General features: G+C 67.2%; 27 protein-coding genes and 1 pseudogene. 17 read left to right on the forward strand and 11 right to left on the reverse strand.

Features of this window, described 5'->3' with window-relative positions; all coding sequences use genetic code 11:
• Nucleotides 1–49 precede the first annotated feature (49 nt).
• The gene (locus tag J2S55_RS17800; protein WP_306861992.1) at nucleotides 50–844 is read right to left on the reverse strand and encodes an RDD family protein; all 795 of its coding nucleotides are present in this window, start codon (nucleotides 842–844) and stop codon (nucleotides 50–52) included.
• A 763-nt stretch (nucleotides 845–1,607) separates the two neighbouring features.
• Here J2S55_RS17800 and J2S55_RS17805 point away from each other — a divergent pair.
• A complete protein-coding gene (locus J2S55_RS17805; RefSeq protein ID WP_306861993.1) occupies nucleotides 1,608–2,111 on the forward strand; it encodes a hypothetical protein in 504 nt (167 codons plus the stop codon).
• Nucleotides 2,112–2,419: 308 nt separating this feature from the next.
• Nucleotides 2,420–4,105, forward strand: a complete 1,686-nt coding sequence (locus J2S55_RS17810; protein WP_306861995.1) for an IS4 family transposase — start codon at nucleotides 2,420–2,422, stop codon at nucleotides 4,103–4,105.
• A 143-nt stretch (nucleotides 4,106–4,248) separates the two neighbouring features.
• On the opposite strand, the gene J2S55_RS17815 is transcribed toward J2S55_RS17810, so the two are convergent.
• Complete coding sequence (locus J2S55_RS17815; RefSeq protein ID WP_306861997.1) at nucleotides 4,249–4,737, reverse strand: hypothetical protein; 489 nt, start codon at nucleotides 4,735–4,737, stop codon at nucleotides 4,249–4,251.
• A 382-nt stretch (nucleotides 4,738–5,119) separates the two neighbouring features.
• On the opposite strand from J2S55_RS17815, the gene J2S55_RS17820 reads away from it, so the two are divergent.
• Complete coding sequence (locus J2S55_RS17820) at nucleotides 5,120–5,518, forward strand: hypothetical protein (RefSeq protein ID WP_306861999.1); 399 nt, start codon at nucleotides 5,120–5,122, stop codon at nucleotides 5,516–5,518.
• Nucleotides 5,519–5,808: 290 nt separating this feature from the next.
• Here the strand turns inward: J2S55_RS17820 and J2S55_RS17825 are convergent, their stop codons facing one another.
• Entirely contained in the window at nucleotides 5,809–6,168 is a 360-nt protein-coding gene (locus J2S55_RS17825; RefSeq protein ID WP_306862001.1) for a site-specific integrase, read from the reverse strand.
• A 404-nt stretch (nucleotides 6,169–6,572) separates the two neighbouring features.
• On the opposite strand from J2S55_RS17825, the gene J2S55_RS17830 reads away from it, so the two are divergent.
• Nucleotides 6,573–7,031 carry a nuclear transport factor 2 family protein gene (locus J2S55_RS17830; RefSeq protein WP_306862003.1) on the forward strand — a complete coding sequence of 153 codons (459 nt, stop codon included), beginning with the start codon at nucleotides 6,573–6,575 and terminating at the stop codon, nucleotides 7,029–7,031.
• 137 nt (nucleotides 7,032–7,168) lie between these two features.
• Complete coding sequence (locus J2S55_RS17835; protein ID WP_306862005.1) at nucleotides 7,169–8,404, forward strand: epoxide hydrolase family protein; 1,236 nt, start codon at nucleotides 7,169–7,171, stop codon at nucleotides 8,402–8,404.
• 118 nt (nucleotides 8,405–8,522) lie between these two features.
• On the opposite strand, the gene J2S55_RS17840 is transcribed toward J2S55_RS17835, so the two are convergent.
• The 5 genes and pseudogenes from J2S55_RS17840 to J2S55_RS17855 all read right to left on the reverse strand — a co-directional run bounded on the left by J2S55_RS17840 (nucleotide 8,523) and on the right by J2S55_RS17855 (nucleotide 11,239).
• Nucleotides 8,523–9,218, reverse strand: a complete 696-nt coding sequence (locus tag J2S55_RS17840) for a hypothetical protein (protein ID WP_306862007.1) — start codon at nucleotides 9,216–9,218, stop codon at nucleotides 8,523–8,525.
• Nucleotides 9,215–9,346 carry a hypothetical protein gene (locus tag J2S55_RS17845; RefSeq protein WP_306862009.1) on the reverse strand — a complete coding sequence of 44 codons (132 nt, stop codon included), beginning with the start codon at nucleotides 9,344–9,346 and terminating at the stop codon, nucleotides 9,215–9,217. Before J2S55_RS17845 ends, J2S55_RS17840 begins: the two co-directional genes overlap by 4 nt.
• An 83-nt stretch (nucleotides 9,347–9,429) precedes the next feature.
• Nucleotides 9,430–9,921, reverse strand: a pseudogene (locus tag J2S55_RS48330) (tyrosine-type recombinase/integrase); the annotation flags it as partial.
• A gap of 336 nt (nucleotides 9,922–10,257) precedes the next feature.
• The gene (locus tag J2S55_RS17850; RefSeq protein WP_306862011.1) at nucleotides 10,258–10,815 is read right to left on the reverse strand and encodes a hypothetical protein; all 558 of its coding nucleotides are present in this window, start codon (nucleotides 10,813–10,815) and stop codon (nucleotides 10,258–10,260) included.
• Nucleotides 10,816–11,098: 283 nt separating this feature from the next.
• Nucleotides 11,099–11,239 (reverse strand): hypothetical protein, encoded by a 141-nt coding sequence (locus J2S55_RS17855; protein WP_306862013.1) that lies wholly within the window; start codon nucleotides 11,237–11,239, stop codon nucleotides 11,099–11,101.
• A 45-nt stretch (nucleotides 11,240–11,284) separates the two neighbouring features.
• Here J2S55_RS17855 and J2S55_RS17860 point away from each other — a divergent pair, with 45 nt between their 5' ends.
• Both J2S55_RS17860 and J2S55_RS17865 read left to right on the forward strand, forming a co-directional pair.
• A complete protein-coding gene (locus J2S55_RS17860) occupies nucleotides 11,285–11,671 on the forward strand; it encodes a hypothetical protein (protein ID WP_306862015.1) in 387 nt (128 codons plus the stop codon).
• Nucleotides 11,672–11,795: 124 nt separating this feature from the next.
• Complete coding sequence (locus J2S55_RS17865) at nucleotides 11,796–12,203, forward strand: hypothetical protein (protein ID WP_306862017.1); 408 nt, start codon at nucleotides 11,796–11,798, stop codon at nucleotides 12,201–12,203.
• 33 nt (nucleotides 12,204–12,236) lie between these two features.
• Here the strand turns inward: J2S55_RS17865 and J2S55_RS17870 are convergent, their stop codons facing one another.
• The gene (locus J2S55_RS17870; RefSeq protein ID WP_306862019.1) at nucleotides 12,237–12,443 is read right to left on the reverse strand and encodes a hypothetical protein; all 207 of its coding nucleotides are present in this window, start codon (nucleotides 12,441–12,443) and stop codon (nucleotides 12,237–12,239) included.
• Nucleotides 12,444–12,721: 278 nt separating this feature from the next.
• Between J2S55_RS17870 and J2S55_RS17875 the strand changes: the two genes are divergently transcribed.
• A complete protein-coding gene (locus J2S55_RS17875) occupies nucleotides 12,722–12,943 on the forward strand; it encodes a hypothetical protein (protein ID WP_306862022.1) in 222 nt (73 codons plus the stop codon).
• A gap of 108 nt (nucleotides 12,944–13,051) precedes the next feature.
• Here J2S55_RS17875 and J2S55_RS17880 read toward each other — a convergent pair whose 3' ends face one another.
• Nucleotides 13,052–13,357, reverse strand: a complete 306-nt coding sequence (locus J2S55_RS17880) for a hypothetical protein (RefSeq protein WP_306862025.1) — start codon at nucleotides 13,355–13,357, stop codon at nucleotides 13,052–13,054.
• Between the two features lie 227 nt (nucleotides 13,358–13,584).
• Between J2S55_RS17880 and J2S55_RS17885 the strand changes: the two genes are divergently transcribed.
• From J2S55_RS17885 to J2S55_RS17925, 9 genes are all read left to right on the forward strand, one after another.
• Entirely contained in the window at nucleotides 13,585–14,835 is a 1,251-nt protein-coding gene (locus J2S55_RS17885) for a 6-phospho-beta-glucosidase (RefSeq protein WP_306862028.1), read from the forward strand.
• Nucleotides 14,829–15,779: an N-acetylglucosamine kinase gene (locus J2S55_RS17890; protein WP_306862031.1), complete on the forward strand. Its 951-nt coding sequence runs from the start codon at nucleotides 14,829–14,831 to the stop codon at nucleotides 15,777–15,779. Before J2S55_RS17885 ends, J2S55_RS17890 begins: the two co-directional genes overlap by 7 nt.
• A gap of 111 nt (nucleotides 15,780–15,890) precedes the next feature.
• A complete protein-coding gene (ngcE, locus tag J2S55_RS17895; protein ID WP_306862034.1) occupies nucleotides 15,891–17,300 on the forward strand; it encodes an N-acetylglucosamine/diacetylchitobiose ABC transporter substrate-binding protein in 1,410 nt (469 codons plus the stop codon).
• A 3-nt stretch (nucleotides 17,301–17,303) separates the two neighbouring features.
• Complete coding sequence (locus tag J2S55_RS17900) at nucleotides 17,304–18,209, forward strand: carbohydrate ABC transporter permease (protein ID WP_306862036.1); 906 nt, start codon at nucleotides 17,304–17,306, stop codon at nucleotides 18,207–18,209.
• Nucleotide 18,210: 1 nt separating this feature from the next.
• Complete coding sequence (locus tag J2S55_RS17905; RefSeq protein ID WP_306862038.1) at nucleotides 18,211–19,041, forward strand: carbohydrate ABC transporter permease; 831 nt, start codon at nucleotides 18,211–18,213, stop codon at nucleotides 19,039–19,041.
• On the forward strand, nucleotides 19,041–20,228 hold the full coding sequence (locus tag J2S55_RS17910) for an ROK family transcriptional regulator (protein ID WP_306862040.1): 1,188 nt from the start codon (nucleotides 19,041–19,043) through the stop codon (nucleotides 20,226–20,228). Before J2S55_RS17905 ends, J2S55_RS17910 begins: the two co-directional genes overlap by 1 nt.
• Nucleotides 20,229–20,231: 3 nt before the next feature.
• Entirely contained in the window at nucleotides 20,232–20,999 is a 768-nt protein-coding gene (locus J2S55_RS17915) for a PIG-L deacetylase family protein (RefSeq protein ID WP_306862043.1), read from the forward strand.
• Between the two features lie 142 nt (nucleotides 21,000–21,141).
• Entirely contained in the window at nucleotides 21,142–21,891 is a 750-nt protein-coding gene (locus tag J2S55_RS17920) for a DUF6461 domain-containing protein (protein WP_306862046.1), read from the forward strand.
• Nucleotides 21,892–22,131: 240 nt separating this feature from the next.
• The gene (locus J2S55_RS17925; RefSeq protein ID WP_306862049.1) at nucleotides 22,132–22,977 is read left to right on the forward strand and encodes a permease-like cell division protein FtsX; all 846 of its coding nucleotides are present in this window, start codon (nucleotides 22,132–22,134) and stop codon (nucleotides 22,975–22,977) included.
• Between the two features lie 237 nt (nucleotides 22,978–23,214).
• Here the strand turns inward: J2S55_RS17925 and J2S55_RS17930 are convergent, their stop codons facing one another.
• On the reverse strand, nucleotides 23,215–24,096 hold the full coding sequence (locus J2S55_RS17930; RefSeq protein ID WP_306862052.1) for a hypothetical protein: 882 nt from the start codon (nucleotides 24,094–24,096) through the stop codon (nucleotides 23,215–23,217).
• Between the last annotated feature and the right edge of the window lie 13 nt (nucleotides 24,097–24,109).

Raw genomic sequence — 24,109 nt, forward strand, 5'->3', positions numbered from 1 at the left:
CAGGCCGGCTTGTCGAGCGCCGCGAGCCGCTGCGCCGCAGTTACCGCAGCTACAGCAGGTCGCGCACGACCCGAGTGCCGGCGAGGCGGTCGTGCAAGGTGCGAGCGGCCGGGTCGGCCACCGAGCACAGAACGTCCACCAGGAGCACGACCAGGCCGCACTGTGGCACGCAGACGAGGACGGGGAAGACAAGCGCGCGGACTGCGGCCCTGCGCCAACCCGGCCAGTGGCCGGTGTCGGCGGAGACGACGCGGATGCGCATCAGCCGCTTGCCGAACGTCCGTCCCGTCAGGACGTAAAGGAACGCGGGCACGGCGACAAGCAGCGATGTCGGTTCGTTGACCCTGAACCAGTTCAGGAGGCCGTAGTCCAAGCTGCTGACCCCTCCCTCTAAGAGGCTCAGTAAGGCGACGAAGATCAAGTAATCGAAGGTGAACGCCACCGCCCGGCGCTCGGCGAACCCACTCGGCCAGGTGTCCCTTGCGGTCCGGGAGGCCAGCAGCACCAGCAACGCGGAGAGCAGGAGGGCCGACTGCGCAGGCCCGTAGGCGCTCGCCACGGTCGCGAACCATTCGCTGCTGAGGACGGGGATCATCGAGCAGCCGTCCTCAGCCATGTACGAAGGGGCGGCCGGTCCGACGATCGCGAGAAGGACGAGCAGGCCGGCCACCCGGCGCCCGGTGATCGCTCCGTTCCCGGTGGCGGCCGACATCAGGAACCCCGTGAGGACGAGGATGGAGGGCACGCCCCATAGGAGGGCCAGGTCCGCGATCTCGTAGGCGTCCCCCAGAGGTGCCGACGCCAGTCTGGTGAGGCCGAAGCCACCGGTGTCGAAGAACCTCACGCAGCCAAGGACGGCATAGGAGGACCCGTACTCGACTTGCCAGGCGCTCCAGGTCGAGTACGCTGCGGCGGCTAGGGCGGTCGCCCATGCGAGTTGGGCTAATCGCGACAAGATGATCTCCGTTTTCGCGACACCCTAGCGGTATGGGGAAGCCTCCATACCGACCCGTGGCACCGTGGTGGTGGCGTTGATCGGGTGGGCTCCCAAGGCTCAGAACGAGCTCGTGTCCATGATCCAGCGTTTCGGCTGATCATGAACGTCAACGCCGACGGACGTGTCGCCTTGAAGAGGCGCTGGCCCGGGGATCTTGCTAACGCTGTTGCTAACAACGTGCCTGGACGCCGGTGTACGAACCTGGAAACCGATCAAGCAGGAAGGGCCGCCGAGCAGCCATTCGTGACAGTGGTGGTCGTCCATGGACGATCTCGAACCGGCTACGGATCAGAAGGTTAGGGGTTCGAGTCCTCTCGGCCGCGCAGCAGGTCAGAGGCCCTCCGGGATCATCCCGGAGGGCCTTTGACATGCCCGTACAGCAGCGAAATGCAGCAACGGCGTCTGCAGGCCACCACTGATCGATCGAGTGCCTTGGGGCATGCTCCGCGTGAGAGGCATCCGCCACGTGCGGGCTCACGCACTCATCCAGCGCGATCACGACGCGTTCCCCTCAGGGTGCGCGTGCTTCCTGCGGAGATCGCCATAGCGGAATCGGAGTAGCCGCTACTGCGATGTCCACCTACCTTCACCGGCTCACTAGCCTCATGGCATGACCACGGAAGATCGACTCGCTGTCGTCGACGACCTGCTGGCCCTTCCTTTCCCGGGGGAGGGCACGCGGGAGGGACGTCGCTCCAGCGGGCCGGGTCATCACGTGTGCGTCCTGCAGGCCAGCCGGGATTTCTGGGACGACCGCAGCGAGGAGACCGTCGAGGCGGCCGAGGAGGAGATCGACACCGCCCTCCAGGCACTGGTGGCCACTCTGACGACACGCTGGGGCGAGCCCGAGACCATCGATCTATGGCCTTATCTGCGGGGTGAGGACCCGGCTCCGGAGCCGATGATCACGCTCTGCCAGCTCAGCGGCACGATGCTCCTCTGGCGGCTGGAAACCGGCCGGTGGATCGCGCTCGCCGTCGGCCAGGCCGATCCGGAGTTCCCGATCGAGCTGCTCGCAGCGGTCGCTGAGGCGCCGATCCCCACACCACCTGATCAAACCCGGCGAAGGTCCGTGCTCACCCCACGAGGGTCCACCTCAAGCATCACACGTTAAGCATCACACGTCGCCGTCGAATGTAAGGCTCACAGATCCAGGCGACCCCAACCTCGCCCGGCGTGTTCCCGGACCCGGTGAACGTAGGTGGTCACCGCACTACAGACTCAAGATCACCAGGGGTCACCCACGAGCCATGGGCTGCGGATGAGGACTTTCTCCACGTCTTCAAGGCGCAAGGCCGCGTAGTTAAGGGTTCGGGGGCTGAGTCAAGGGATCTGCGGGTGTGCCGTTCAGGGCAGACACAGCAACGGGACCTCTGATAAATCAGGGCAATCCGCCAAGATCGTCCCGTTTTAGAGGTCCCGTTGAACTGCCAGTCTGCCACCACCACCGTCACGCGTGCCATCACGGTCGCCGACGGCATCTACGCCCCCGGCCACCTGGGCGAGCTGACCCAGCATGTCCCCTTCGAGATGGTCGACGCGGTCCTCGCCGACACCAGAACCGTGCAGCGCAGACTGCGGGATCTACCCTCACGGGTCGGGGTGTACTTCACGCTTGCGCTCGGCCTATTCCCGCGCATGGGCTACCTGCGGGTATGGGACAAACTGGTCGCCGGCCTGCACGGCCTTGCCGTGCCCACCCCGTCCGACAAGGCGCTGCGTGATCTGCGCCGCCGCATAGGATCAGCCCCGCTGAAGGCGTTGTTCGAGGTACTGGCCGGACCCATAGCTCAGCCGCACACCCCGGGCGTGTGCTACCGCCGCCGGCGCACCGTCGCCTTCGACGGCTGCAGCTCCCTGAAGGTCCCCGACACGACCCGCAACCGCGACCACTACGGCCGCGCCTGCTACCGCCAAGCCTGGGCGGGCTATCCGATGCTGATGCTCATGACGCTGGTCGAGACCGGCACCCGCGCCCTGATCGGCGCCACCTTCGGCGCTCCTGCCGCAGGCGAGAGCACCTACGCGCTGCGCCTGCTACAGCATCTGCGCTCCGACATGCTCGTGCTGGCCGACCGCGCCTTCGACGCCGACGCCTTCCTCAGGGAGGTCACCGCCACCGGCGCCCAACTGCTGGTCCGTATCCGCACCAGTCGCCGCCCACCGGTGCTGGCTCAGCTATCCGATGGCTCGTTTCTGTCCGTTCTGGCCGGTCTGAAGGTCCGTATCATCGACGCCGACGTGATCGTGACCTTGGCCGACGGCCGCCGCGTCCAGGGCCGCTACCGGCTGGTCACCACCCTGACCGACCATCGCACCGATCCGGCCGAGCAACTGATACAGCTCTACCACGAGCGCTGGGAGATCGAATCGGCCTATCTGGCACTGCGCCACACCCTGATGACCGGCGCCGTTCTGCGCTCGGGCGACCCGGCCGGCATCGAACAGGAGATGTGGGCCGCGCTCACCCTTTACCAAGTCCTGCGCCGGGCCATGACCGACGCCGTGGAGACGTGTCCGGGCACCGACCCCGATCGGGCCTGCTTCACCACCGCCCTGCAACGGGCCCGCGAGCAGGTCATCACCGCCCACCGGATCCTGCCCGATACCGATGACGGCGCTGTCGATCTGCTGGGCGGTATCGGCCGGGCGGTCCTGGCCGGCCTGCTGCCCGCGCGCCGCCGGCGCCTCAGCATTCGCAAGGTCAAGTCCCCGATCTCCCGCTACCACACCCATCGCACCGACGACCGGCCACCAGGCAGCGTGACCATCACCAGCCTGTGCTTCCTGATCCACCATGGACGCACCGCACCACCTGCCGTACAGCCACGCCCCCTGCGATCGTGGGCATTGGACCGCCATCTGGCCGATACCACCCGGCCCACCCCAGCCGCCCGCCGGGACAAGCCCGCCGCCCGAGCCCGCATCGGACGCAAACAACACGTCCTCGCCCTCATGCAGACTCAGCTCGGCCGCTCCTGGCACGCGCGCGAGGTCGGACAGCTACTCGGCGTCCCGGACCTACACAGTTTCTGCGTGCAGATGGCCCAATGGGCACGCCAAGGTCTGATCCGCAAGACCGGCCGTGGCATCTACACCCTCCCTTGACACAGGTCCCACGACCTTAACTACGCGGCCTTGCTTCAAGGCGGCCTGCTCCCCTGTCGGGGGCAGGCCGCTTCGTGTTGCTGAAAGATCCGAGGCCAGGATCACGGGCGGACAAGCCTTGACGACCGCTCAGTCCTGAAGGCCTAGAGATCTCCCAGCCCGGACAAGAGCCTCCAGATCCAGGCGAAGAGGTGCCAGAGCCGACGGAAGGGCCACAGGATCCACATGAAGAACAGCTCGATCAAGGCGAACGGCGTCAGCACGTCAGGGATGATCTCCTCCAGGTCCAGCGAATGCAGCGCCCAGCACCAACCACGATGCCCCCGCCTGCGGTACACCACGGATGAGGCCAGGAGGAGTGGGAGCGTCACCGCCAGCATGAGTGCGAGCCCCGGCAGCACCCACCACCAGATCACCCCCGTCCACACGATCCCGTAAAACGCCCAGTAGAACGCTAGCTTGCTCAGAAGCCAGCCCATACCGCCTTCCGATTGGACGTACAGCGCGAAGCACGTCTTCCGGTGCACACACACGTCGGGTAGGGAGGCGTCAAAGGGAACCGTCCGCCTCTCGCGCTCCACTGGGGGCACCGGGCCTTCCCGCCGGCTCAAGGGGTGTATCTCATTACTCATGCCCCTGCTCTAACGGAACCTGCTTGGATCCCACTGGTCGGCAATTGGATCCCACTGGTCGGCAAGTTGCGGAGACCCGGCCTGTCGCTTTGCTGAGCTATCGCCCCCTCGGGCGGTGTCGAGAAAGCAACACGAGTCAACACGGGACCTCTTGCCGAATTGCCGAATTGTTCTTATCGGGGTCCAGCGGGCGTCTACCTGTACCGGGGCAACTCGGGAACATGCCCTGTACGCTCTTCCGGTGCCGACGTGGAGGAACACGCCGACCGGCCGGCGTTCGTGGGCGTGGGTCGTGGTGGCGGTGAGCGCTTCGCTGGTGCCTTGGGCGTTGCTCGCTACGACGACAGAGAGCAGATGGTCTTCCCCTCCCTTGCCTTTGGCGATGATCGCCGGCGACATCGCCGGGGCCTCGAAGCGAGATCTCTTAGTCCTCGACCTTTTCGTCATCGGCGTCCTGCCATTTCTGGTGGGCGTTGTCGCCATGGCAAGAAATCGCACGCTGGTCGACGTCATCAGCGGAATCTGCGGCGTCCTGGCCTTGCTCCATCTACCGCTTGTGCTGAGAGAGCTCCCGATCACCCTCCCGCCGGAGGGCATCCCCGCGGACGTGCTCGCGGACGTGCTCGCGGACATGTTCGCCGGTAGTCAGCCGGACTTCCACTTCGGTACGCGCCCCGAGGGCGGATACTGGGCGCTGGCACCCGTCGCCTACGCGATCAGCGCCATCGCGCTCCTCGTCGCCACCCGGCGGGGAGGTCGCGGTGCGATGCACGATGACTGACGCCGTGCCTGTCGTACTCCTTGTCCACTCTCCGTTCCGTGCCCTGATGCCGAGCTCGCCTTGGGGCCGCGGTGGCGGTGTTTGGTCGTCGGTAGCAATGACTGGCTACGTCGGCAGAGCTCATCGGGTCGATCGGCCTGAGTGCCCGCGCAGGTCAGGAGTTCTCACGGGTTGCAGTTCGGGCTGCGGTTCACCGCCGTACCAACATGTTCCAGGGAGACCGGAGATCCTGGAGCGGGCCTCCATGTTTGCCAGGACACTCTTGGGATCTTGCCAACAGGGTGGCTGCGTTACTCGCCGATCGCCCGGGCGGAGACGTCTGCCGCCGAGGCTTCCGCCGCACGGATCATGTGAGCGTAGACGCGCAGTGTGATGGACGGGTCGGCGTGGCCGAGGCGGGCCGCGACGGCGTGGACGGGCACGCCGGCCAGGAGGAGCGCGGTCGCGTGAGGTGGACGGGCTCGCCCCAGCCGGTCGTGAAGACGCAGCCCGTCGTCACCTCGCCATTCAGGGCCGACCTTGAGCCTGTCGACGGTCTGCATTCTGTGCTGGTTGCGGAGGACCACGATGGTGCCGTCGTCGAGGCTGACGATGCGTTTCCTGCCGCTCTTCGCGGTTCCCTCGAGCGGCAGCAGGCCTGGCGTCCTCATCGCCGGGTGCCACACCAGGTGCTCGGCCAGTGACTCACCCCGGTCCCGTGCCCGTTCCGGAGAGGGGGGTCGATGTCGGCTCGGGTAACCGGTGCATAGTTTTTGGACTTGCTAGTCCATTTGTGACACCGCATGATGAGTGGACCGTGAAGTCCAGAACGGAAGTCGCCAACCTTTCGGTGATGCCCACATCACCGAGCAGGTTGATCGCCAACCCTCACCGGGCGCGTGTTGACTTTGGGGACGGACTGGCGGCGCAGGAGATCTGCGAAGACCCGTTGCCGTGTGGCGGGAGCGCGCATGTCGCCTATGAGACACAGAGCAGCCCGCTTGAGGCCCCGGCCGGCCGAAGCACAACACCGGCGGGATGTCCGTCCACATCACCGGTAGAGGGGTGATCGATCATGGATGCCATTGAGCGTCTGAGCATTACTGAGGATCTTCGTCGCCTGATGGCTCGCTACGTCCGTTACGCGGATCATCAGCGCTGGCAGGACCTGGCGAATCTGTTCACGCCAGACGGCACGTTCACCCCGCACAAGCCGGACGGATCGGTTTGGTTGCACATGGAGGGCCGGGAAGGGATCGCCGCCACGGTCGGCGCCGGCGGCGGCCCCGGCGTCACCCTGGTCCACCACCTGTTCTCCGACGAGATCGACGTCGACTCGGCGACCGCCGCCCACGGCGTATGGGCGATGGAGGACATCATCACCCGGCCCGAGGACGCCGCCGTGTCCGAGGACATTCCTTTCAGGGGCATGCACGGCTTCGGCCACTACCACGCACGCTTCGTCAGGACGGACGGTTCCTGGTACATCGCCGAGCTCAAGCAGACCCGGGTCCGCCTGGACTTCACCAGCTGACGCTACCTGCGGCCCCCTCACACCTCGCCCGGCGGCCGGTCACACCCGACCACGGCGCGATCAGAACACCGGTAGGCGGCGGCACCCGCCTGCCGGACAGCAACTTCTCGTTCACCACTACGGAAAGCAGCCTTGCCGTGAGCAACAACAACAAGTTCAGCGCGCTGGAACCGTACAAGATCGATGTTCCCCAGGAGGCCCTGGACGACCTCAAGGACCGTCTGAAGAAGACCCGCTTCTTCGATGATCTGGACAATGAGGAGGAGTACTACGGGATCAGCACCGCCTACCTCAAGCCGCTCGTGGAGTACTGGGCGGACGGCTTCGACTGGCGCGCGCAGGAGAAGCGGCTGAACACCTACGACCAGTACAAGGTCGAGATCGACGGCACGCCCGTGCACTTCTACTACGTGCGCGGTAAGGGCCCGAACCCGGTCCCGCTCGCCGTTCATTCCGGCTGGCCGTGGTCCAGCGGGTTCAGCCTCCCGCTCATCGGCCCGCTGACGGACCCCGCCGCCCACGGCGGTGACCCGGCGGACTCCTTCGACGTCATCATCCCCGACCTGCCCGGATTCGCCTGGTCCACCCCCGTCGGCAGGGGCGACCTGAACTACTGGAAGATCGCCGACATCATTCACAAGCTCATGACCGAGGTGCTGGGCTACGAGAAGTACGCCGCGGCGGGCTCCGACTACGGCGCCCTCGTCACCAGCGCGCTCGGCCACAAGTACGCCGACAGCATCATCGGCCTGCACTACGGTCACGACATGCCTCCGGGCCAGTTCGCGAACGAGCGGTTCTGGGACCTGACCGACGGCGCCAAGATTCCTGAGGACGCCAAACCGGAGCTGCGGGCGGCCCTGGAGAACCTCATCAGCACCTACGTCTCCCACGTCGCGGTCCACATGCTCGACGCATCGACCCTCACCCACGGCCTGAACGACTCTCCCATCGGCATGCTCGCCTGGCTCCTGCGGAGGTGGAAGAAGTGGAGCGACAAGAGGGGTGACTTCGAGGAGAACTTCCCCCGCGACTTCATCCTCACCGAGGCCACCGCCTTCTGGGTGAACCAGGCCATCGGCTCCTCCATCCGCATGTACCGCAACGCGGTGCGCTACCCGTGGGTGCCCTCCCACAACCGCCGGCCCGTCGTCGAGCCGCCGGCCGGCTTCACCTTCCTCCTCGGCGACGCCTACCCGCCTGGCGTCAACACCGTCGAAGAGCGCATCGCCGCCTTTGACAACGGCCCCACGCGCAGCTCCTTCAACGTGATCAACGTCAACGCCCACATGAAGGGCGGCCACTTCGTCCACTACGAGAACCCCGAAGCCTTCACCGACGACGTCCGGGAAACCTTCCGAAAGCTGCGCTGACCATGGTGTGGGCCTGTCCGGCAGGGCCCCGGAGATCGTTTCCGTCGCCGCGCTTGTCGCCCTCCATCAGGTGTGATGGTGACGTCGGGTATTGGAACCCTGTGAATGCCTCTGTTGATCAGGGCTTGCGATCTTGCTCTGGGAGGTAGGGGCTGAAATGGTCGGCGACGATCTCCGCGATCGCGGCGGCGTCGCGGGAACCGTCGACTTCGATCACGCGGATGCCGAGCTGGTGGGCGGTGCGGACGGCGTCCTCCGCGACGAGGCGATCCCGGGTGAGGCGGTTGGCCTGTGCGCGGGCCGGATCGCTGACGCGGTGCCCGAGCGAGGCGGCGCGCGGTAGTTCTTGGAGCTGGTGTTGGCGGAACTCTGGTGTGGGCACCATGACGACCATCCGGCGCGGTGAGTCGATGATGGGTGCGACGAGTTCGGGGCGGAGTCCCCAGCCTTCGGCGATGATCGGGTGGCCTGAGACGAGCGCGCGCAGGTCGTCCAGGGCCCACTCGAACCGGTCCGGGAAACCGGCCAGGGTCGTGGTGGCCATCTCTTCTGGGGTGGTGTGGACCCACACCTTGTCCGGGTCGGGCTCGGTGGTGGGCTCGCCGAGGTCGACGCGACGGGCGATCCGGCGATCGTTGTGACCGCGGGCGTCGTGGTAGTCGTAGTGATAGACGGTGATGCAGTATTGGACGGCCAAGAGCCGGGCCACGGTCGACTTTCCGGCCCATTGACCACCGCCGATCCACAATGCGCGGCGCAACGTGCCGAAGGGATCCCGGACTTCGCTGTCCGCAAGGGAGTTATGGCTGGTCATCTGATGTCCTCCTGTGTTGAGGTGCGGCGGCTGATCTCGGCGGCGTAGTTGGTCCAGCCGCCCGCGGACAGACATTGCCAGGCGACGGCGACATCGGTGTGGATGCCCAGGGTTCGGGCGAGGATCACGGCGGGGATCGCGGTGGCGAGTTGGAGGAGTGCGGTGCTGCGGGCCTGGCTGGGCCGGATCCCGAGCCGGTTCAGCCGCTGCGTCAGCTGCGCGGTGCTGATCGGCCGTCCCGGCCGGCCGCCGGGGAGGAGTCATGGAGACGGGGCCGGGCCCCAATGGTCGCATGCCCCCTGCGGTCGGCGGCGACGTTCCGGGCCAGTGCGGCGACGTTCCGGGCCAGTGCGATGTTCCGGGCCAGTGCGGCGATGGGCTCAAGCCGCCAAGTTGTAGACAGACGGAGCCTTGGCTGAATGCCGCTCTGACCTCGTGGCCCGCCGCTCTTCGCCCGTCTGATGCGATTCCGAGAGTTTCCGTAGAGGTCTTTCGTGATCGCGACGCTCGCGTGCCCGAGAACGTCGGAGACCACGTGCAGCGGTGTGCCCCGGGCGGGCACGAGCGAGGCCCCGGAGTGCCGCAGCTCGTGCGGGTGCCAGTGGCCGAGCCCGGCTTTCCGTGCGAGCTTCGAGAACAGGTCAGAGAGGGTGTCGGGGCCGGGCGGACTGCCGAGAGCGGTCGAGAAGATCAGCCCGTGCTCGGTCCACTCCTGTCCGGCCTGAAGGCGTCCTCTGTTGTGCGCGCCCTTGTGCCGCTTGAGCGTTGTGCGCGCCTGCCCTCTGTTTGTGCGCGCCCCTGTGCCGCTTGAGCGCGTCGACCAGCTCGGGAGTCAGGCAGAGCGTCCGGCGTGACTTACGGGCCTTCAGCTCGGAGATCACGGGCTTGGACTTGCGATCGGCATCGGCGTCGCGGTTTTTGACCCGCTTCAACGCCAAAGGTCCGGGTCAGGGGTACACCCCGCCCCAGGACTTGATCGTTTCTACGGGCTTTCCTCACTCGACCGGTCGGCAGGAGGCGGCCGGACCTCAGAAGGCGCTCACCGGGCGGTCGGCTCGAGCGATCGCCCGGTCTCGGGGTCCAGGACGATCATCCGCCCGCCCCAGAGCGCCCGATCATCGCCCGGCCTGTCGTCCAGGCGCACGTGCGAGGGATCGACCCAGGTCACCACAGGCAGGCCGTCAGCGTGTTCGGAGCTGAAGCGCTCCACCAAGGGCCACTCACGCGTCAGCAGGCCGTCGTTCTTGCGGACCACGAGCGCCCAGTCAGGGATGATCCAGTCGTCGTACAGGACACGCACTTCCAGTCCGCTACCGGTCGGGCCGGGGATCTGGGCATGCAGCTGCCAGTTGTTCACGTAGGTGACGAACCCCACCGTCATCCAGATCATCCCAAGCGCGATGACGGGCCCGTGGGGCTCTCCCCCGAGAACGAGCGCCCCGGAGACGATGATCAGGCTCGCGGCCAGGGTGCCCAGCAGGACCGGCCGGTCGAGGACCGTGTAGTGCCCGATGGCACCGACCAGGGCGCTCGCCACCGCGAGGACCGCCAGGACAAAGAGGACACCGGCGACCCGTGTGCGTAGATGCGAACTCATGGCGGCACGCTATGGACCGGTACTTGTGGTCCACTGGGAAACGAGTCTGAGCGCGGACCGAGACCGCGGCCCTGCCTGTCCGGTACATCCTGCGTGACGGCACCAGCGACGACCGCGGGACCGCCCTCGTGGAGTAGGTGGGGTTGCGTCCACAGATGTGGTGTACAGCAGTCGCGTACAGCGGCGCCCTCTCACGTGATCGCATGCTGCCCGACCTGCGCTCATTGGCTGAGCGGGCCAGGACGCTTCTGGCGAGGCGGCAACCCCTTTGCGGTTCAGTAGGTCATCCGGCCCATGGAGTAGGACCCTGCTTCAGGACATGGATGTCGGTCACCTCCCTGGTCGCCCACATCTCGACGTGGTATTCGAGGTGGTCGCCCTGTTCGGCGTCGTCCGTGTCCGAGTGGACGAACTGCGTCGGCATGTAGGAGATCCGCGTCCGGTACGTGCCCGGTGGGAGGAGGAGAACGTGACTGGGCCCCGCATCCTCTCGTTCGCAGCTTGGCGAGGGGGCCGCTATGTCGGCCTGGCGGAGGTTCTTGCCTCCCTTGGCTCGGTGATCGAAGACCACCGTTGGCGGCTGATCATCGACTGGCTCGTCTCCCCCGAGCTTGAAGCGATCACCGAGGCCACGGCGAGCTCACTGGTGAGCACGAGTGAGCTCGTTGAACTGTTCAGCGTGGACTGCCAGCTCATCGATGGAGAACTCGTGGGCCACGGCGGCAGCTCGTCGGTGCCGGAGGTGAGGATCCGGGCATTCGACAGCGGCCACTGGGATGTGCGGACAGACAGCTCTGAGCTCTTGGAGAAGATCGTCATGCTCTATCCCGACGCACATGAGCTCCCCGAGTGGTGAACCGGCAGGGCGTGCTGCGAGCAGCCTCCGGCGGGCAGAGCTGATCGCCTCAGCCAGTAGGAACTCTGCCGGGTCCCCTGGAGTTGGTGAGGATGAGCGTTGATCGACTTCCCCGAGGGGTCCCATGGTCACGGTAGACAAGACCGGTCTCATGCCGCGTGCGGCGAAGAGCGCACAGGTCGTCATGATGATTCAGGCGATGCTCGGGCTGGTGGCCGTCGTGCTGCTCTCCGGCCTTCTCTTCGGAGGGAGCGCCGAGCCGGACGGTGCCGCGGGCTTCCTGTCCTTGACGTCCATTCTTGTAGTCACCGGATTGATCGGCTGGCTGGCGTTCAGATGGGACTCGCGCAAGCGGGGTGTGTGGTTCGCAGCGGTTGCGGTCGAGAGCTTGCCGGTGCTCTTCTCCGTGGTCGGTCTTGCTCTTGATGCCGATCTCGGCGTTCACAGCATGCTCGATGTCGGCCTGGTGCTGCCGGCCGTGGCGGTCGTCCTGCTGCTCCTCCCCTCGGTGAGGGCCTGGTTCGATCATTGATCAGAGCCCGTGGATCCCAAGCCGAAGGCCCTCTCAGCGGCAGTGAGCCCCGAAGGCGCGATTGAAGCTACGCCGTTCGATCGGTGGGCCGTTCCGCGTGGTGAAGACGAGATCGGAGACCTTCCACTTCTCACCGGCCGCCTTGCGCGCGTCCTCCTGAGTGCGCCGGCGGTGCTTGAGTGCGGTGAGGCAGAAGCCGAGCAGGGGAAGGAGGTAGGGGAAGTGAGGCCGACGAGTCATCGGTCTTGGCCGTCTCCCGATGGAGGAGTTGCCCACGGACCCGGTTGAGCTGACGGGAGATCCACAGTTGCTCGCCGCCGAGGTCGACGCAGCCCCAGACCGGCCCGAGCACCTCATCCCGCCGCCGTACCCGGCCCTCTGCCGCCCGCCGTCCGGGAGTGCGGCCTGGGGGCCGGTCCCGGCCGGCGGCGCCCGGGCCGTCCACCGACCCGCGCGCCCGCCGTACCCAACCGATTCGACGCCCCTGCGACGCGCCGCCGCGACCATATGCTGCTCGGATGGACGTGATCGCGGTGCTCGGATGGCTCCTGGAACGCGATGTGAACGCCCTGATCAGGGTGGACGCCGAGCGTGGGGGCGTTCGGCCCTGGACCTTCCACGCGAGCGGCGGACCCCGAAGTGACCGATGGGCCATTCGAGCCGACGCTGACTCCGCCGAAGAATGCCTCCAGCAGGCTCGCAAGGCGCTCAAAGCTCATGGGCTGGATCTGCCGGAGTAAGGCACCTACTGAGGTCAAGCTGGTACCACCCTCACGATCGCCCACAGCGTCAGGCCAGGTAGACGACCGGCGCTCAGCCTCACTGGGGTTCGCGGAAACATCAACGGGCTATCGCGGCATCGCGTTCAGCACCTCGCGGTGTGGCCACTCGTCGGTGATCACCTGGCCCAGCAGTTCATGGGAAGTCTCCACGATGTACGGCACATGTTCCGGATCCTTCACGACGGCACGTGCGGGAGCGGCCAGAAGCTCTGCGCCCCAAGGCTCAACGGCATTGGCGACGAAGCCGGCCAACTCTAGATCGGCGTACTCCGGCGCTGTCCACACCTCATAGGCGGTCTGCAGGTCTGATGGATGCACGGCGAGCCAGAGGGCGAAGGTGGCCGAGAAGCCGTGCGAAAGCTTGACCGGCAAGAGGCATCGACCGGCGCAGGTTGGGCAGTTCCCCGCGCCGGGCACCCGTGTAGGCGGCGACATGGAAGAAGGCCCGTCCCGGAGGCCGGGCGATCGAGCGTCCGCACTCCAGCGTCATCCGCCGGACCGCTTGGCCGTTGATGTCCCGAGTTGACTGAATGCTCCTCGTGTTTCTAGGTTGAACGCAAAATTAGGAAAGTTTCCTAACTTCAAGGAAGGATGCCGGAGTGAAACTCGCCGTTATCGGAGGCGGTTCGACCTACACGCCGGAGCTGATGGACGGATTCGCCCGTCTGCGCGACGAGCTCCCGCTGACCGAGATCGCACTCGTCGATCCCGATGCCTCCCGCCTGGAGCTGGTGGCAGGGGTTTCCCGCCGTATGCTGGCTCGGGCCGGACATCAGGCCAAGGTCGTCGCCACCGCCGACGTCCGGCAGGGCGTCGAAGGTGCGCAGGCGGTGCTCTTCCAGCTCAGAGTGGGCGGCCAGGCGGCACGCGCCGTCGACGAGACGTTCCCGCTGACGTGCGGCTGCGTCGGACAGGAGACCACCGGCGCCGGAGGCCTGGCCAAGGCCCTGCGCACGGTGCCGGTCGTGCTCGACCTGGCGGCCAAGGTCAAGGAGCACGCGCCCGAGGCCTGGATCATCGACTTCACCAACCCCGTCGGCATCGTGACCAGGGCACTGCTGGACGCCGGGCACCGCGCGATCGGGCTGTGCAACGTGGCGATCGGCTTCCAGCGCCGGTTCGCCGGCTACCTCGGCCTGGCCCCCGAACAGCTCCAGCTCGGGCACGTCGGGCTCAACCACCTGACCTGGGAGCGCGCGGTCCACGTGGACGGCGAGAACGTGCTGCCCAAGCTGATCGCCGAGCACGGGCAGGCCATCGCCGACGACCTGCACCTGCCGCTGGAGCTGATCGAGCGCCTCCAGGCCGTGCCCTCCTACTACCTGCGCTACTTCTACGCCCACGACCTCGTGGTCGAGGAGCAGCGGACCCGGCCCTCCCGGGCCGCCGAGGTCGCGGCGCTGGAGGAGCAGCTGCTCAAGCTGTACGCCGATCCCGGCCTCGACACCAAACCCGAGCAGCTGGCCAAGCGCGGCGGAGCGTTCTACTCCGAGGCGGCCGTGGCGCTCATCGCCTCGTTGCTCGGTGACCGTGGCGACGTGCAGGTGGTCAACACCCGCAACAACGGTACGCTGCCCTTCCTCGCCGACGACGCGGTCATCGAGGTGCCCTCGAAGATCACCAAGGCGGGAGCCGTACCGCTGCCGGTCGAGCCGGTCGAGCCGCTCTACGCCGGCCTGATCGCGGGCGTCTCCGCCTACGAGGAGCTGGCCCTCCAGGCGGCACTGTACGGCGGAGCGGACCGGGTGCACAACGCGCTTCTGGCGCATCCGCTGGTGGGACAGGAGGCGATCGCCGCCGAGCTGACCGCGCTTCTGCTGGAGAAGAACGGAGGGCACCTGTCGTGGTGAGCGTGCTGGCCGTCGACGGAGGCAACAGCAAGACCGATGTGGTGCTGCTGAACGAGCTGGGGGAGATCCTCGCCCGTGGCCGCGGCGGGCCCTTCGTACCGCAGAGCGGGGGAGTCGGGCCCGCCGCCGACGTCATCGAGAGCGTGGTACGGCAGGCGGTCGGTCTCACCGGCCAGGCCGATCACCTGGTCGCCTTTCTGGCCGGGGCGGACCTGCCGGAGGAGGAACAGGCGATCGGAGCCGAGATCTCGGGACGCGCGCTGGCCCGCGACGTCGTGGTGCGGAACGACACCTTCGCCCTCCTCCGGTCGGGAGCATCCGGCCCGTGGGGCGTCGCGGTGGTCTGCGGCGCGGGGATCAACGCGGTCGGCGTCTCGCCGACGGGGCGGATCGCTCGCTTCCTGTCCCTGGGGGCGATCAGCGGCGACTGGGGTGGCGGCCTCGGCCTGTCGGCCGAGACGCTCTGGTACGCCATCCGCGCCGAGGACGGCAGGGGCGCCCCGACCGAGCTGGCCGAGTTGGTCAGATCGCATTTCGGCGCGGACACGGTCGAGCGGGTGGTGGTCGATGTGCACCTCGGCGCTCTGGAGCGGGAACGGCTGCTGGAGCTGACGCCAGGGCTGTTCAAGGTGGCCGCCGGCGGTGATGAGATCGCGCTCGGGCTGGTCTCGCGGATGGCCGACGAGATCACCACGATGGCCCAGGTCTGCCTCGCCCGTCTCGACCTGCTCGGAACGCCGACCGAGGTGGTCCTGGGTGGGGGCGTTCTGCGAGCCCGTGATCCGCTGCTGACCGCGCTGCTCGACGAGCGGTTCGCGGCCCGCGCGCCGCTGGCCGAGCGAGTCGTCGCCGAACTGCCGCCCATCGCGGGCGCGGCGCTGAGCGCCCTGGACCACATCGGCGCAGGTGAGGACGCGAAAGCCCGGTTGCTCGGGCAGTTCTGAGCTCCGGTGATCCCGGGCCCGCCGCGTCCTTGACGGGTAACGGAACCGCGACCTATAGTCAGCCGCTAACCGTCTGGAAGGTATCCGGACGGTTAGCGTCCAGGAGGAAGCATGTCCCCTACTCGCCGCGACGTTCTGCGCGGGCTCGGTCTCGCCGCGCTCGCCACCCCCCTCGCCGCCTGCGTCACCGCCGGTCGCGACGCCGCCCCCGGCCCCACCGCCTCCGCCGCCGCGACCTCCGCGAACAACCCGCTCGGGGTGGACGCCGCCCGGCGGCTGGAGGTCGTCATCTTCAGCGGCGGCAACGGCGACAAGTACGCCGTGGACCTCCATGAGGCCGCCTACCGCAAGGCCTACCCGCAGGCCGAGATCAAGCATGTCGCCACGCAGAAGGTCGGCACCCAGCTGCGCCCCCGCTTCATCGCCGGTGACGTGCCCGACGTGGTCAACAACTCCGGGCCGGAGGCGCTCGACCTGCAGTCGCTGGTCCAGGAGGGACACCTGGCCGACCTCACCCCGCTCTTCGAGGCCCCCTCCCTGGCCTTCCCCGACAAGAAGGTCAAGGACACTCTCGTCGGCGGCGCCTACGAGAACTCGTTGATCGACGGCGTGCCGCGGGTCCTGCAGTACACCGTCGCCCATCGCGCCCTCTGGTACAACGCCAAGCTCTTCGAGGCCAAGGGCTGGTCGGTCCCCAGGACCTGGGCGGAGTTCAACGCCCTCGGCGAGGAGGCGAAGAAGGCGGGGATCACCCTGTTCGCCTACCCCGGCCAGGTCGGCCCGTTCTACCAGTTGTGGAACCTCATCTACAGCGCCGCCAAGATCGGTGGCAACAAGGTCATCATCGACATCGACAACCTGGCCGACGGCGCCTGGACCGCCGAGCCGGTCCGGCAGGCCGTCGCCGCCTGGGCGCAGATCCAGAAGGACTACGGGGACAAGGCCTACTTCGGTCTCGACCACACGCAGACCCAGGTCAAGCACCTGCAGGACAAGGTCCTGTTCTACCCGTGCGGCTCCTGGCTGGAGAACGAGATGGCCAAGGACAGGCCGGACACCTTTGAGTACGCCATCGCACCGGTGCCCAGCATCACCTCCGCGGACGCCCTGCCGTACGAAGCGATCATGATCGGGGTCTCCGAGGCATTCTTCGTCGCCGCCAAGGGCAAGAACCCGCAGGGCGGCCTGGAGTACCTGCGCATGATGCTCTCGAAGGAGGGCGCGCGCGGCTACACCGAGATGACCAAGAACCTCACCATCGTCAACGGCCTGGTGGACGGCCTGCAGCTCACCTCGGCGGTCAACAGCGCCGCCAAGGCCCAGGAGGCCGCCGGGAAGAACACCATCACCGACGCCCGCTTCGAGACCTGGTACAAGGAGCTGTTCGACTACGGGCAGACCCAGACCAACTCGGTCATGGCCGGTCGCACCACTCCCGACCAGTTCTGCGCGAACATGCAGAAGAAGGCGGACGAGCTCAAGGCCGACTCCTCCATCGCCAAGCAGACCCGGAGCGTCTGACCGATGAGGCGGCACGGCTTCGTCGCGGGGTTCCTGCTCCTCCCCGTCCTCCTCTACGCCGTCTTCGTGATCAGCCCGTACGTGCAGGCGTTCCAGATCGCGCTGACCGACTGGCGCGGAGTCTCGGCCGGGCTCGACTTCGTCGGGCTGGACAACTTCCAGCGGATGTTCGGCAACGAGGCCTTCTGGCAGGCGCTCCGCAACCACCTGGTCCTGCTCGTCACCATGCCGCTGGCCACCGTCTCCCTCGCGCTGCTGTTCGCCTATCTGCTGAACGCGGCAGGCGGCTCACGCGGCGGCACGATGACCGGGGTCAAGGGCTCCGGCTTCTACCGGGTCGTCTTCTTCCTGCCTCAGGTGCTCGCGGTGGCGGTGGTCGGCGTGCTGTTCAAAGCCGTCTACCGCCCCGACTCCAGCGGTGTGATCAACGGCGCTCTCGTCAGGCTGGGGGGCGAACCGGTCGGATGGCTGACCGACCAGCGGCTCGCCCTCTGGTCGATCATCGCCGTCATGGTCTGGCAGGCGGTCGGTTTCTACGTCGTGCTCTTCTCCGCGGGAATGGCCGCCATACCGAAGGACATCTTCGAAGCGGCCTCCCTGGACGGCGCGGGCCGTGCGCGGATGTTCTTCTCCGTCACCCTGCCGCTGCTCTGGGAGACCGTCCAGGTCGGCTGGATCTACCTCGGCATCGCGGCCTTCGACGGCTTCGCCCTGGTCAACGTGCTGTCCATGGAACAGGGCGGACCCGACGGCGCGACCACGGTGCTGGCCACGGAGATCTACAAGAACGCCTTCGGCTACTCGCGGTTCGGCTACGCCTCGGCGCTCGGCGTGGCGCTGTTCTTCCTGACCCTCACCTTCGCCGCTCTGACGATGCGGGTCACCAGGCGCGAGAGGATCGTCTACTGACATGGGCCGCAAAGTCTTCGGGGGCTTTTCGCAGGCCGTCCTGGCGGTGTGGGCGCTGCTCATCATCGCCCCGCTGATCTGGACGCTGCTGGCCTCCTTCAAGAGCAACGGCGAGATCTTCGGTGACGCCCTGCAACTGCCGGGTGAGTTGCGCTGGGACAACTGGGTGCGGGCCTGGGAACGTGCCAGCGTCGGTCGGTACTTGCTCAACACGGTGGTCGTCGTCTTCTTCGGCGTCGCGGGCACCATGCTGCTCAGCTCCATGGCCGCCTACGTGCTGGCCCGCTTCAAATTCCCCGGCAACCGGCTGATCTACTTCCTGTTCGTGTCGGGCATGGCCTTTCCGGTCTTCCTCGCCCTGGTGCCGCTCTTCTTCGTCGTCGACGGGCTCGGGCTGCTCAACACGCACGTCGGGCTGATCCTGGTCTACATCGCGTACTCGCTGCCCTTCACCGTCTTCTTCCTCACCTCCTTCTTCCGGGGGTTGCCGGACGCGGTCGCCGAGGCGGCGATGATCGACGGAGCCTCGTACACACGGACCTTCTTCCAGGTCATGCTGCCGATGGCCAAGCCCGGGATGGTCAGCCTGACCATCTTCAACGTGCTCGGCCAGTGGAACCAGTATCTGCTGCCCCTGGTGCTGCTGCCCGGGGACAAGAGTAACTGGGTCATCACGCAAGGTATCGCGGACATTTCGACCATTGCCGGGTATGAGGCGGACTGGCCGGCGCTGTTCGCGGCGCTCAGCATGACGGTCCTGCCGGTCGTGGTGGCCTATATCTTCTTCCAGCGGCACATCCAGTCCGGGCTGACGTCAGGAGCAGTGAAGTAGTGTCCACCGGAAACCCCACCGTCTTCCGCACGCTCAACGAACGAGCGGCCCTGGAGCTGCTGCTCCGGCACGGTCCGCTCACCCGCGCCGAGCTCGAGGTCCACACCGGGCTCTCCAAGGCCTCCGCCGCCGAGGTGCTGCGCCGCCTGGAGAACGGGCGCCTCGTGCGCAAGGCCGGCACCAAACCCGGCAACGCCGGCCCCGCCGCCCAACTGTGGGGGCTGAACGGCTCGGCCGCCTGGGTCGCGGGGCTGGATCTGACGGCGCGCGCCGTGGAGGTGTCGGTGGCCGACCTCACCGGCGAGGTCCGGGGCGGCTACCAGGCCGAAGCCCCCGGCGAGGGCACCGACGCGGTGACGTTCCTGACCGAGGCGGTGCAGGCGGCGGCCCACGACGCCGGGGTCACGCTCGACGACCTCGACCAGATCGTGCTGGGCGTGCCCGGAGTCGTCGACGCCGGAGGTCACCGGCTGCGCCAGGCGGTGCAGCTGTCCGGCTGGTCGCACCTCGACGACCTCGGCGACCTGCGCGAGCGGCTGGGCACCGAGCGCTTCCGGCTGGAGAACGACGTCAACCTCGTCGCGATCCGGGAGCTGGAAGAGCACACGGGGAGCAGCTTCGTGCTCTTCTGGGTGGGGAACGGGGTCGGCGCCGGGGCCGTGCTCAACGATGCCCTGTGGCGCGGGGTCACCGGACGTGGTGGCGAGGTCGGCTCCGTGATCGTGCCCGATCCGGTGAGCCGCGGGCGGCTCTACGGGCCGGACGGGGGTCCGCTGGGCGCGCTGCTCGGTGCGGCCCCGCTGGCCGAGCTGGCCAAGGCGCACGGAGCGGACGTCGAGCCGACCCTCCGCGCGGTCACGCGGTTCCTCCGCGCCGAGCTTCCCGTCGGGTTCCTCGACGATGTCGCCAAACGTGTCGCGCTCGGCGTGACCGCGGCCGTGGGCGTGCTCGACCCCGGCCGCGTCGTCCTCGGCGGTCCCCTCTGCACAGCGGCGGGCGAGCCGCTGCGCATCCGCGTCGCCGAGCTCCTGGCCCCCACCGGCCTCGCACCCGTCACCGTCGCCGTCAGTCGCGTCAGCGGTAACGCCGTGCTCGAAGGCGCCGTCCGCCACGCCCTCGACCTGGCTCGTGAACAGGTCTTCCACGCCGGTACGGCAGGCCGTACCGGCCCCGTCAACGAAAGCTGAGAGATGTTGCGCACCCTGGTGATCGCTGCCCACCCCGACGAACCCGAGCTCTACGCCGGCGGCACCTCCGCCCTGCTGGCCGGGGCGGGACACGCGGTGAAGTTCCTGACGCTCACCAACGGCGACGCCGGGCACCACGAGCTCGAACGGGCTCCGCTGGCCCGCCGCCGAGCGGAGGAGGCCTGGCGCGCGGCCGACGCTCTCGGAGTGGTCGACTACGAGATCTTCGACGTGCATGACGGCCTTCTCGAACCGACCGTGGAGCTGCGCCTGAGACTGATGCGCGAGATCCGCGCCTGGCGGCCCGACCTGGTGATCGCCCTGCACGGCGACGGCGCCGGTCACCCGGACAACCGGGCCGCGGGAAAGCTGGCCGAGCAGGCCGTGGAGCTTGTCACCGTGCGCAACGTCGAGTGCGGCAAGCCCGCCCTGGAACGGCAGCCGGTCTGCTTGCTGATGACCGACTACGCCTCCGGCCCCGCGCACCGGGACGACGTGGTGGTGGACGTGGCACCGGTGGCGCAGGCCAAACTGGACGCCTGCCTGGCGCACGCCTCCCAGTTCCTGGAGTTCGCCCCGTTCCAGCGCGGTCTCCTGGACCAGGTGCCCCCGGCCGACGACATGGACGCTTGCCGTTCCTTCGTCGGCAAGCACTGGTCGGAGTTCCTCGGGCCGGAGACCTTCCAGCTCGCGCCGTACGGCAGGCAGGCCGACGCGGCCGAGCTACGCCGGCTGATGCCGTTCGGCCGAGCTTCGCTGCTGACCCGATGACGAGTGTCAGGCCACCCGGTTGGTCGTTCTGATGACCGGACGACGTGGAGCGGGACCGTGGGTAGTGCCGTGTGGGCGGCCAAGGGTCTCTCCCCGGGCAGGCGCGGACCGGGGACGAGCACTGAGCGGGCAGGGAGCGGGAATGCGGCGGTCGGAGCGTCTATGGCATCTCGTCCGGTCCTACGGGATGGGTGAGTGGTTCATGGCCGCGTGGGTGGAAGGTCTGGAGGTGTGGGAGGCCGCCCGGCGGCTGGGGGTGTCGGTCGCGGACGTGGACGACTCAGTCGAGTGCACGTGGATGGATGTCATGCGTGAGCGGCGGCCTTCCGACGGTGAGGCGGGGGTCGTCTGGGCCGGTCGGCTGACGGCGGACTGGACACAGATCATCCAGGTGCAGGGGTTCGGCTGCGAGGGGGCTCTGCGGGAGCTCTCGTACGGCGGGCGGGCGCTGCTGATGCGCTGGGACATCAACGGGCCGCGTGATCTCGAATACGCGGTCAACGGTGAGCATGTCACGGGGCTCAGCGTCACCGTCCCCGGAAAGCGCTGGGGAAGTGATCCTCACGCGCTCGACCCCTACGCTCAGGGGTTGCTTTTCGACCTGGGTGACTCCGGTTGGGAGAGTGATCCCGAACTGCCGGCGGGGTGGCTGGAGTACTGGGCGTGGGAGGAGGCCCGGCTGGAGAGCGGAGAAGACTACGGACAGGAGGACCTCCCCGGCGAGTGGGGCGACTTCATCGGGCTTGTCCACAACGGATACAGTCCGCCCATGGCGACCTGCCTCACGTCGGCCCTGGCGCTCGTCGGCAGGGTGACGGGCAGGGAGATCGACAGGGAGTGGATGGACGGGGCCCACACCCGCTATGTGATCCGGAATCGGCGCAACGGCTGAGGACAGGCAACCCGCTCCGGCGGAAAACCCCTGGACGGGTGGCGCCGTCTCAGGGGCTTTTCAGTGTCTTGATCTGATGCGCCGCCCGTCGAGCCGCCGGCGGCGCAGGGCTCATCGACTGTTCTTCTCGACCTTTTCGACTTCACGGCCGCGTCTCACCAGCCCGCTCTACCGTCTGCCGGTATTGGCCTTTGGGAGCTACGTGCGGAGTCTATTCGGATTTCCTGACATAGTTGCCTCATGTTCCGTGTCTTTCTCGCTTTTGCTGCGATGACGGTCCTCCTGTTCGGTACCTCGGCCGCCGAGGCGGACCGGTTCCCGGAAATCCTCGCGCCCCCGGTCGGTTCTTGGCCGGAAGGAGGACAGTTCGTCATCCTCCTGTGCACCGAAGGCAGCGGTTCGGATGCCTGTGGAGACAAGGAAACGACTCCGGCGCAGAGACGCGCGATCGATCAGGTCCTCCGGCGGCTGCCCCGGATCAAGGACCTCCACTACAAGAGCAAGAAGGAGGCGCTGGACGAGATGTTGGAGGACTCTCCTGACCTGATAGGAATAATAGATGAAAAGGATATGACGGATACGTTCAGCGGGAGGCTGCATCGGTGGAGTGACGCCCCTGCAGTCAATTCAGCCATCAAGGCACTGCCTGGAATCGCATTTTTTAAGGTTATACCCACTCCTTTCTGGGAGGACAAGGCTGATGTGAACATCGTCCTGTGCAGTAACACCAGCGAGGCGGAGCCCTGTAAAGGGCGGGGCAAGGCGACAGCCGGCGAGCGGGCGGCGATCGAGACTCTCCTGCGGAGCATGAAAGGCGTCAGGCGCATCTACTTTGCGGACCAGGCGCATAACATGTGGGTGTCCAAGAAGGTTGAAGCCTTGGTTTCGCGCGTGAGGAATCCTGGCCCCCAGAGCAGGGGTGACGATGCCAAGTCCAGGCCGTTGGATGGTTACTACGAGAACTACTACGTCAAACTTGACGACCCGGCGCTCATCCCCTCGATCATGGACAGGGTGGAGGGGATGCCCGGAACATGGGGAGGGGTCGAGGTATCTGTTCTGGACGGGTTAGGTATTTGGTCGTGATCGAGAAGTCAGCGCGGACAACCTAAGGCGGCTTCAGGTCCGCACATATCTGGATCTGCCTAGATCCTTCGTTGGGCCACCATCGTCTTCGAGCGGACCACCGTGTCGAAGCACTTGTTGACCTTCAGAGTCCGCGGCTACTTCGAGGGGCTTCCCGCCGGCGCGCAAGCTGTTCAGTACCGCCTCGTCAGCACCCAGGAGTGGAAGACCGTCAACGTGCCGGCCGACCACGGCGCCTCAGGTGTTCTTGGCGTCCATCGGAATGGGCGTGTTCTGCGCGCGGACGTAATCCAGCAGATCGTCTTCGTCGATGACCTCGTCGGCGGGCGGGGCGGTGATGTCGAGACGGAATCCCCAGTCGGTGTAGCGCGTGTCGCTCCGCTTGACCAGTGGATCTCTCCCACCTCCCGCGGTGTCAGTGGTGACCAGGCGCTTGGGCAGGCCGTAACGGTCGGTCCAGAGCTGCCAGGAGACCTTCCCCTTGCTCCTCTCACCGATGGGCCGCCCCGAGGTCCAGCTGATGAGGGCATCCCTGGAGATCTTGCTCAGCTCCTTGTAACTCATGGTGCCCCGGTAAAGGGAGCCGCCGGAGACGGGCCTGCTCGTCGAGCACTTCAGCACGGCCTTCATCATGGACGGGTCGTACACGTTGAGCGGCTGCAGGCTGGCGTCCCGGGCCATGTCCCGGCCCATGCTCCCCCTGTGTTCGTTCGGGAAGTGGATCCACTTCTTGCCCTCCGGGACCGGCCCGGGATACTGGTCGGCGTCGTCGTAGACGTCCTTGCCGACGCGGATCACATGGTGGGGGGCCGACTTCTCGGGTGGGAGCCCCTCGGTCCCCGGCCGGGGAAGGTCCCGCCAGGTGAAATCGGCGGCCACCGGACCTGACGGGGCGAACTGGAGGCTACCGCTGATCCGGGTCCCGCTCCCGGAGACCGTCGACTTCTCGCCGAAGAAGTAGCGGCTGGTCTCGGAGATCCGGACGCCGTGCTCGCTCCGGAACTGCCGCTTGATGGCGCGGGCCGGATCGGGAGCGCCTGCCTGCGCGGCGGCGGGACCCGTGGAGACCGGTACGGACGCGAGCAGTACGGCGACCGCCAGGGCAGCCCATCGTCTCATGGGGCATTTGTCC

It is taken from the genome of Streptosporangium brasiliense (genome assembly GCF_030811595.1).
Taxonomy (GTDB): Bacteria; Actinomycetota; Actinomycetes; order Streptosporangiales; family Streptosporangiaceae; genus Streptosporangium; species Streptosporangium brasiliense.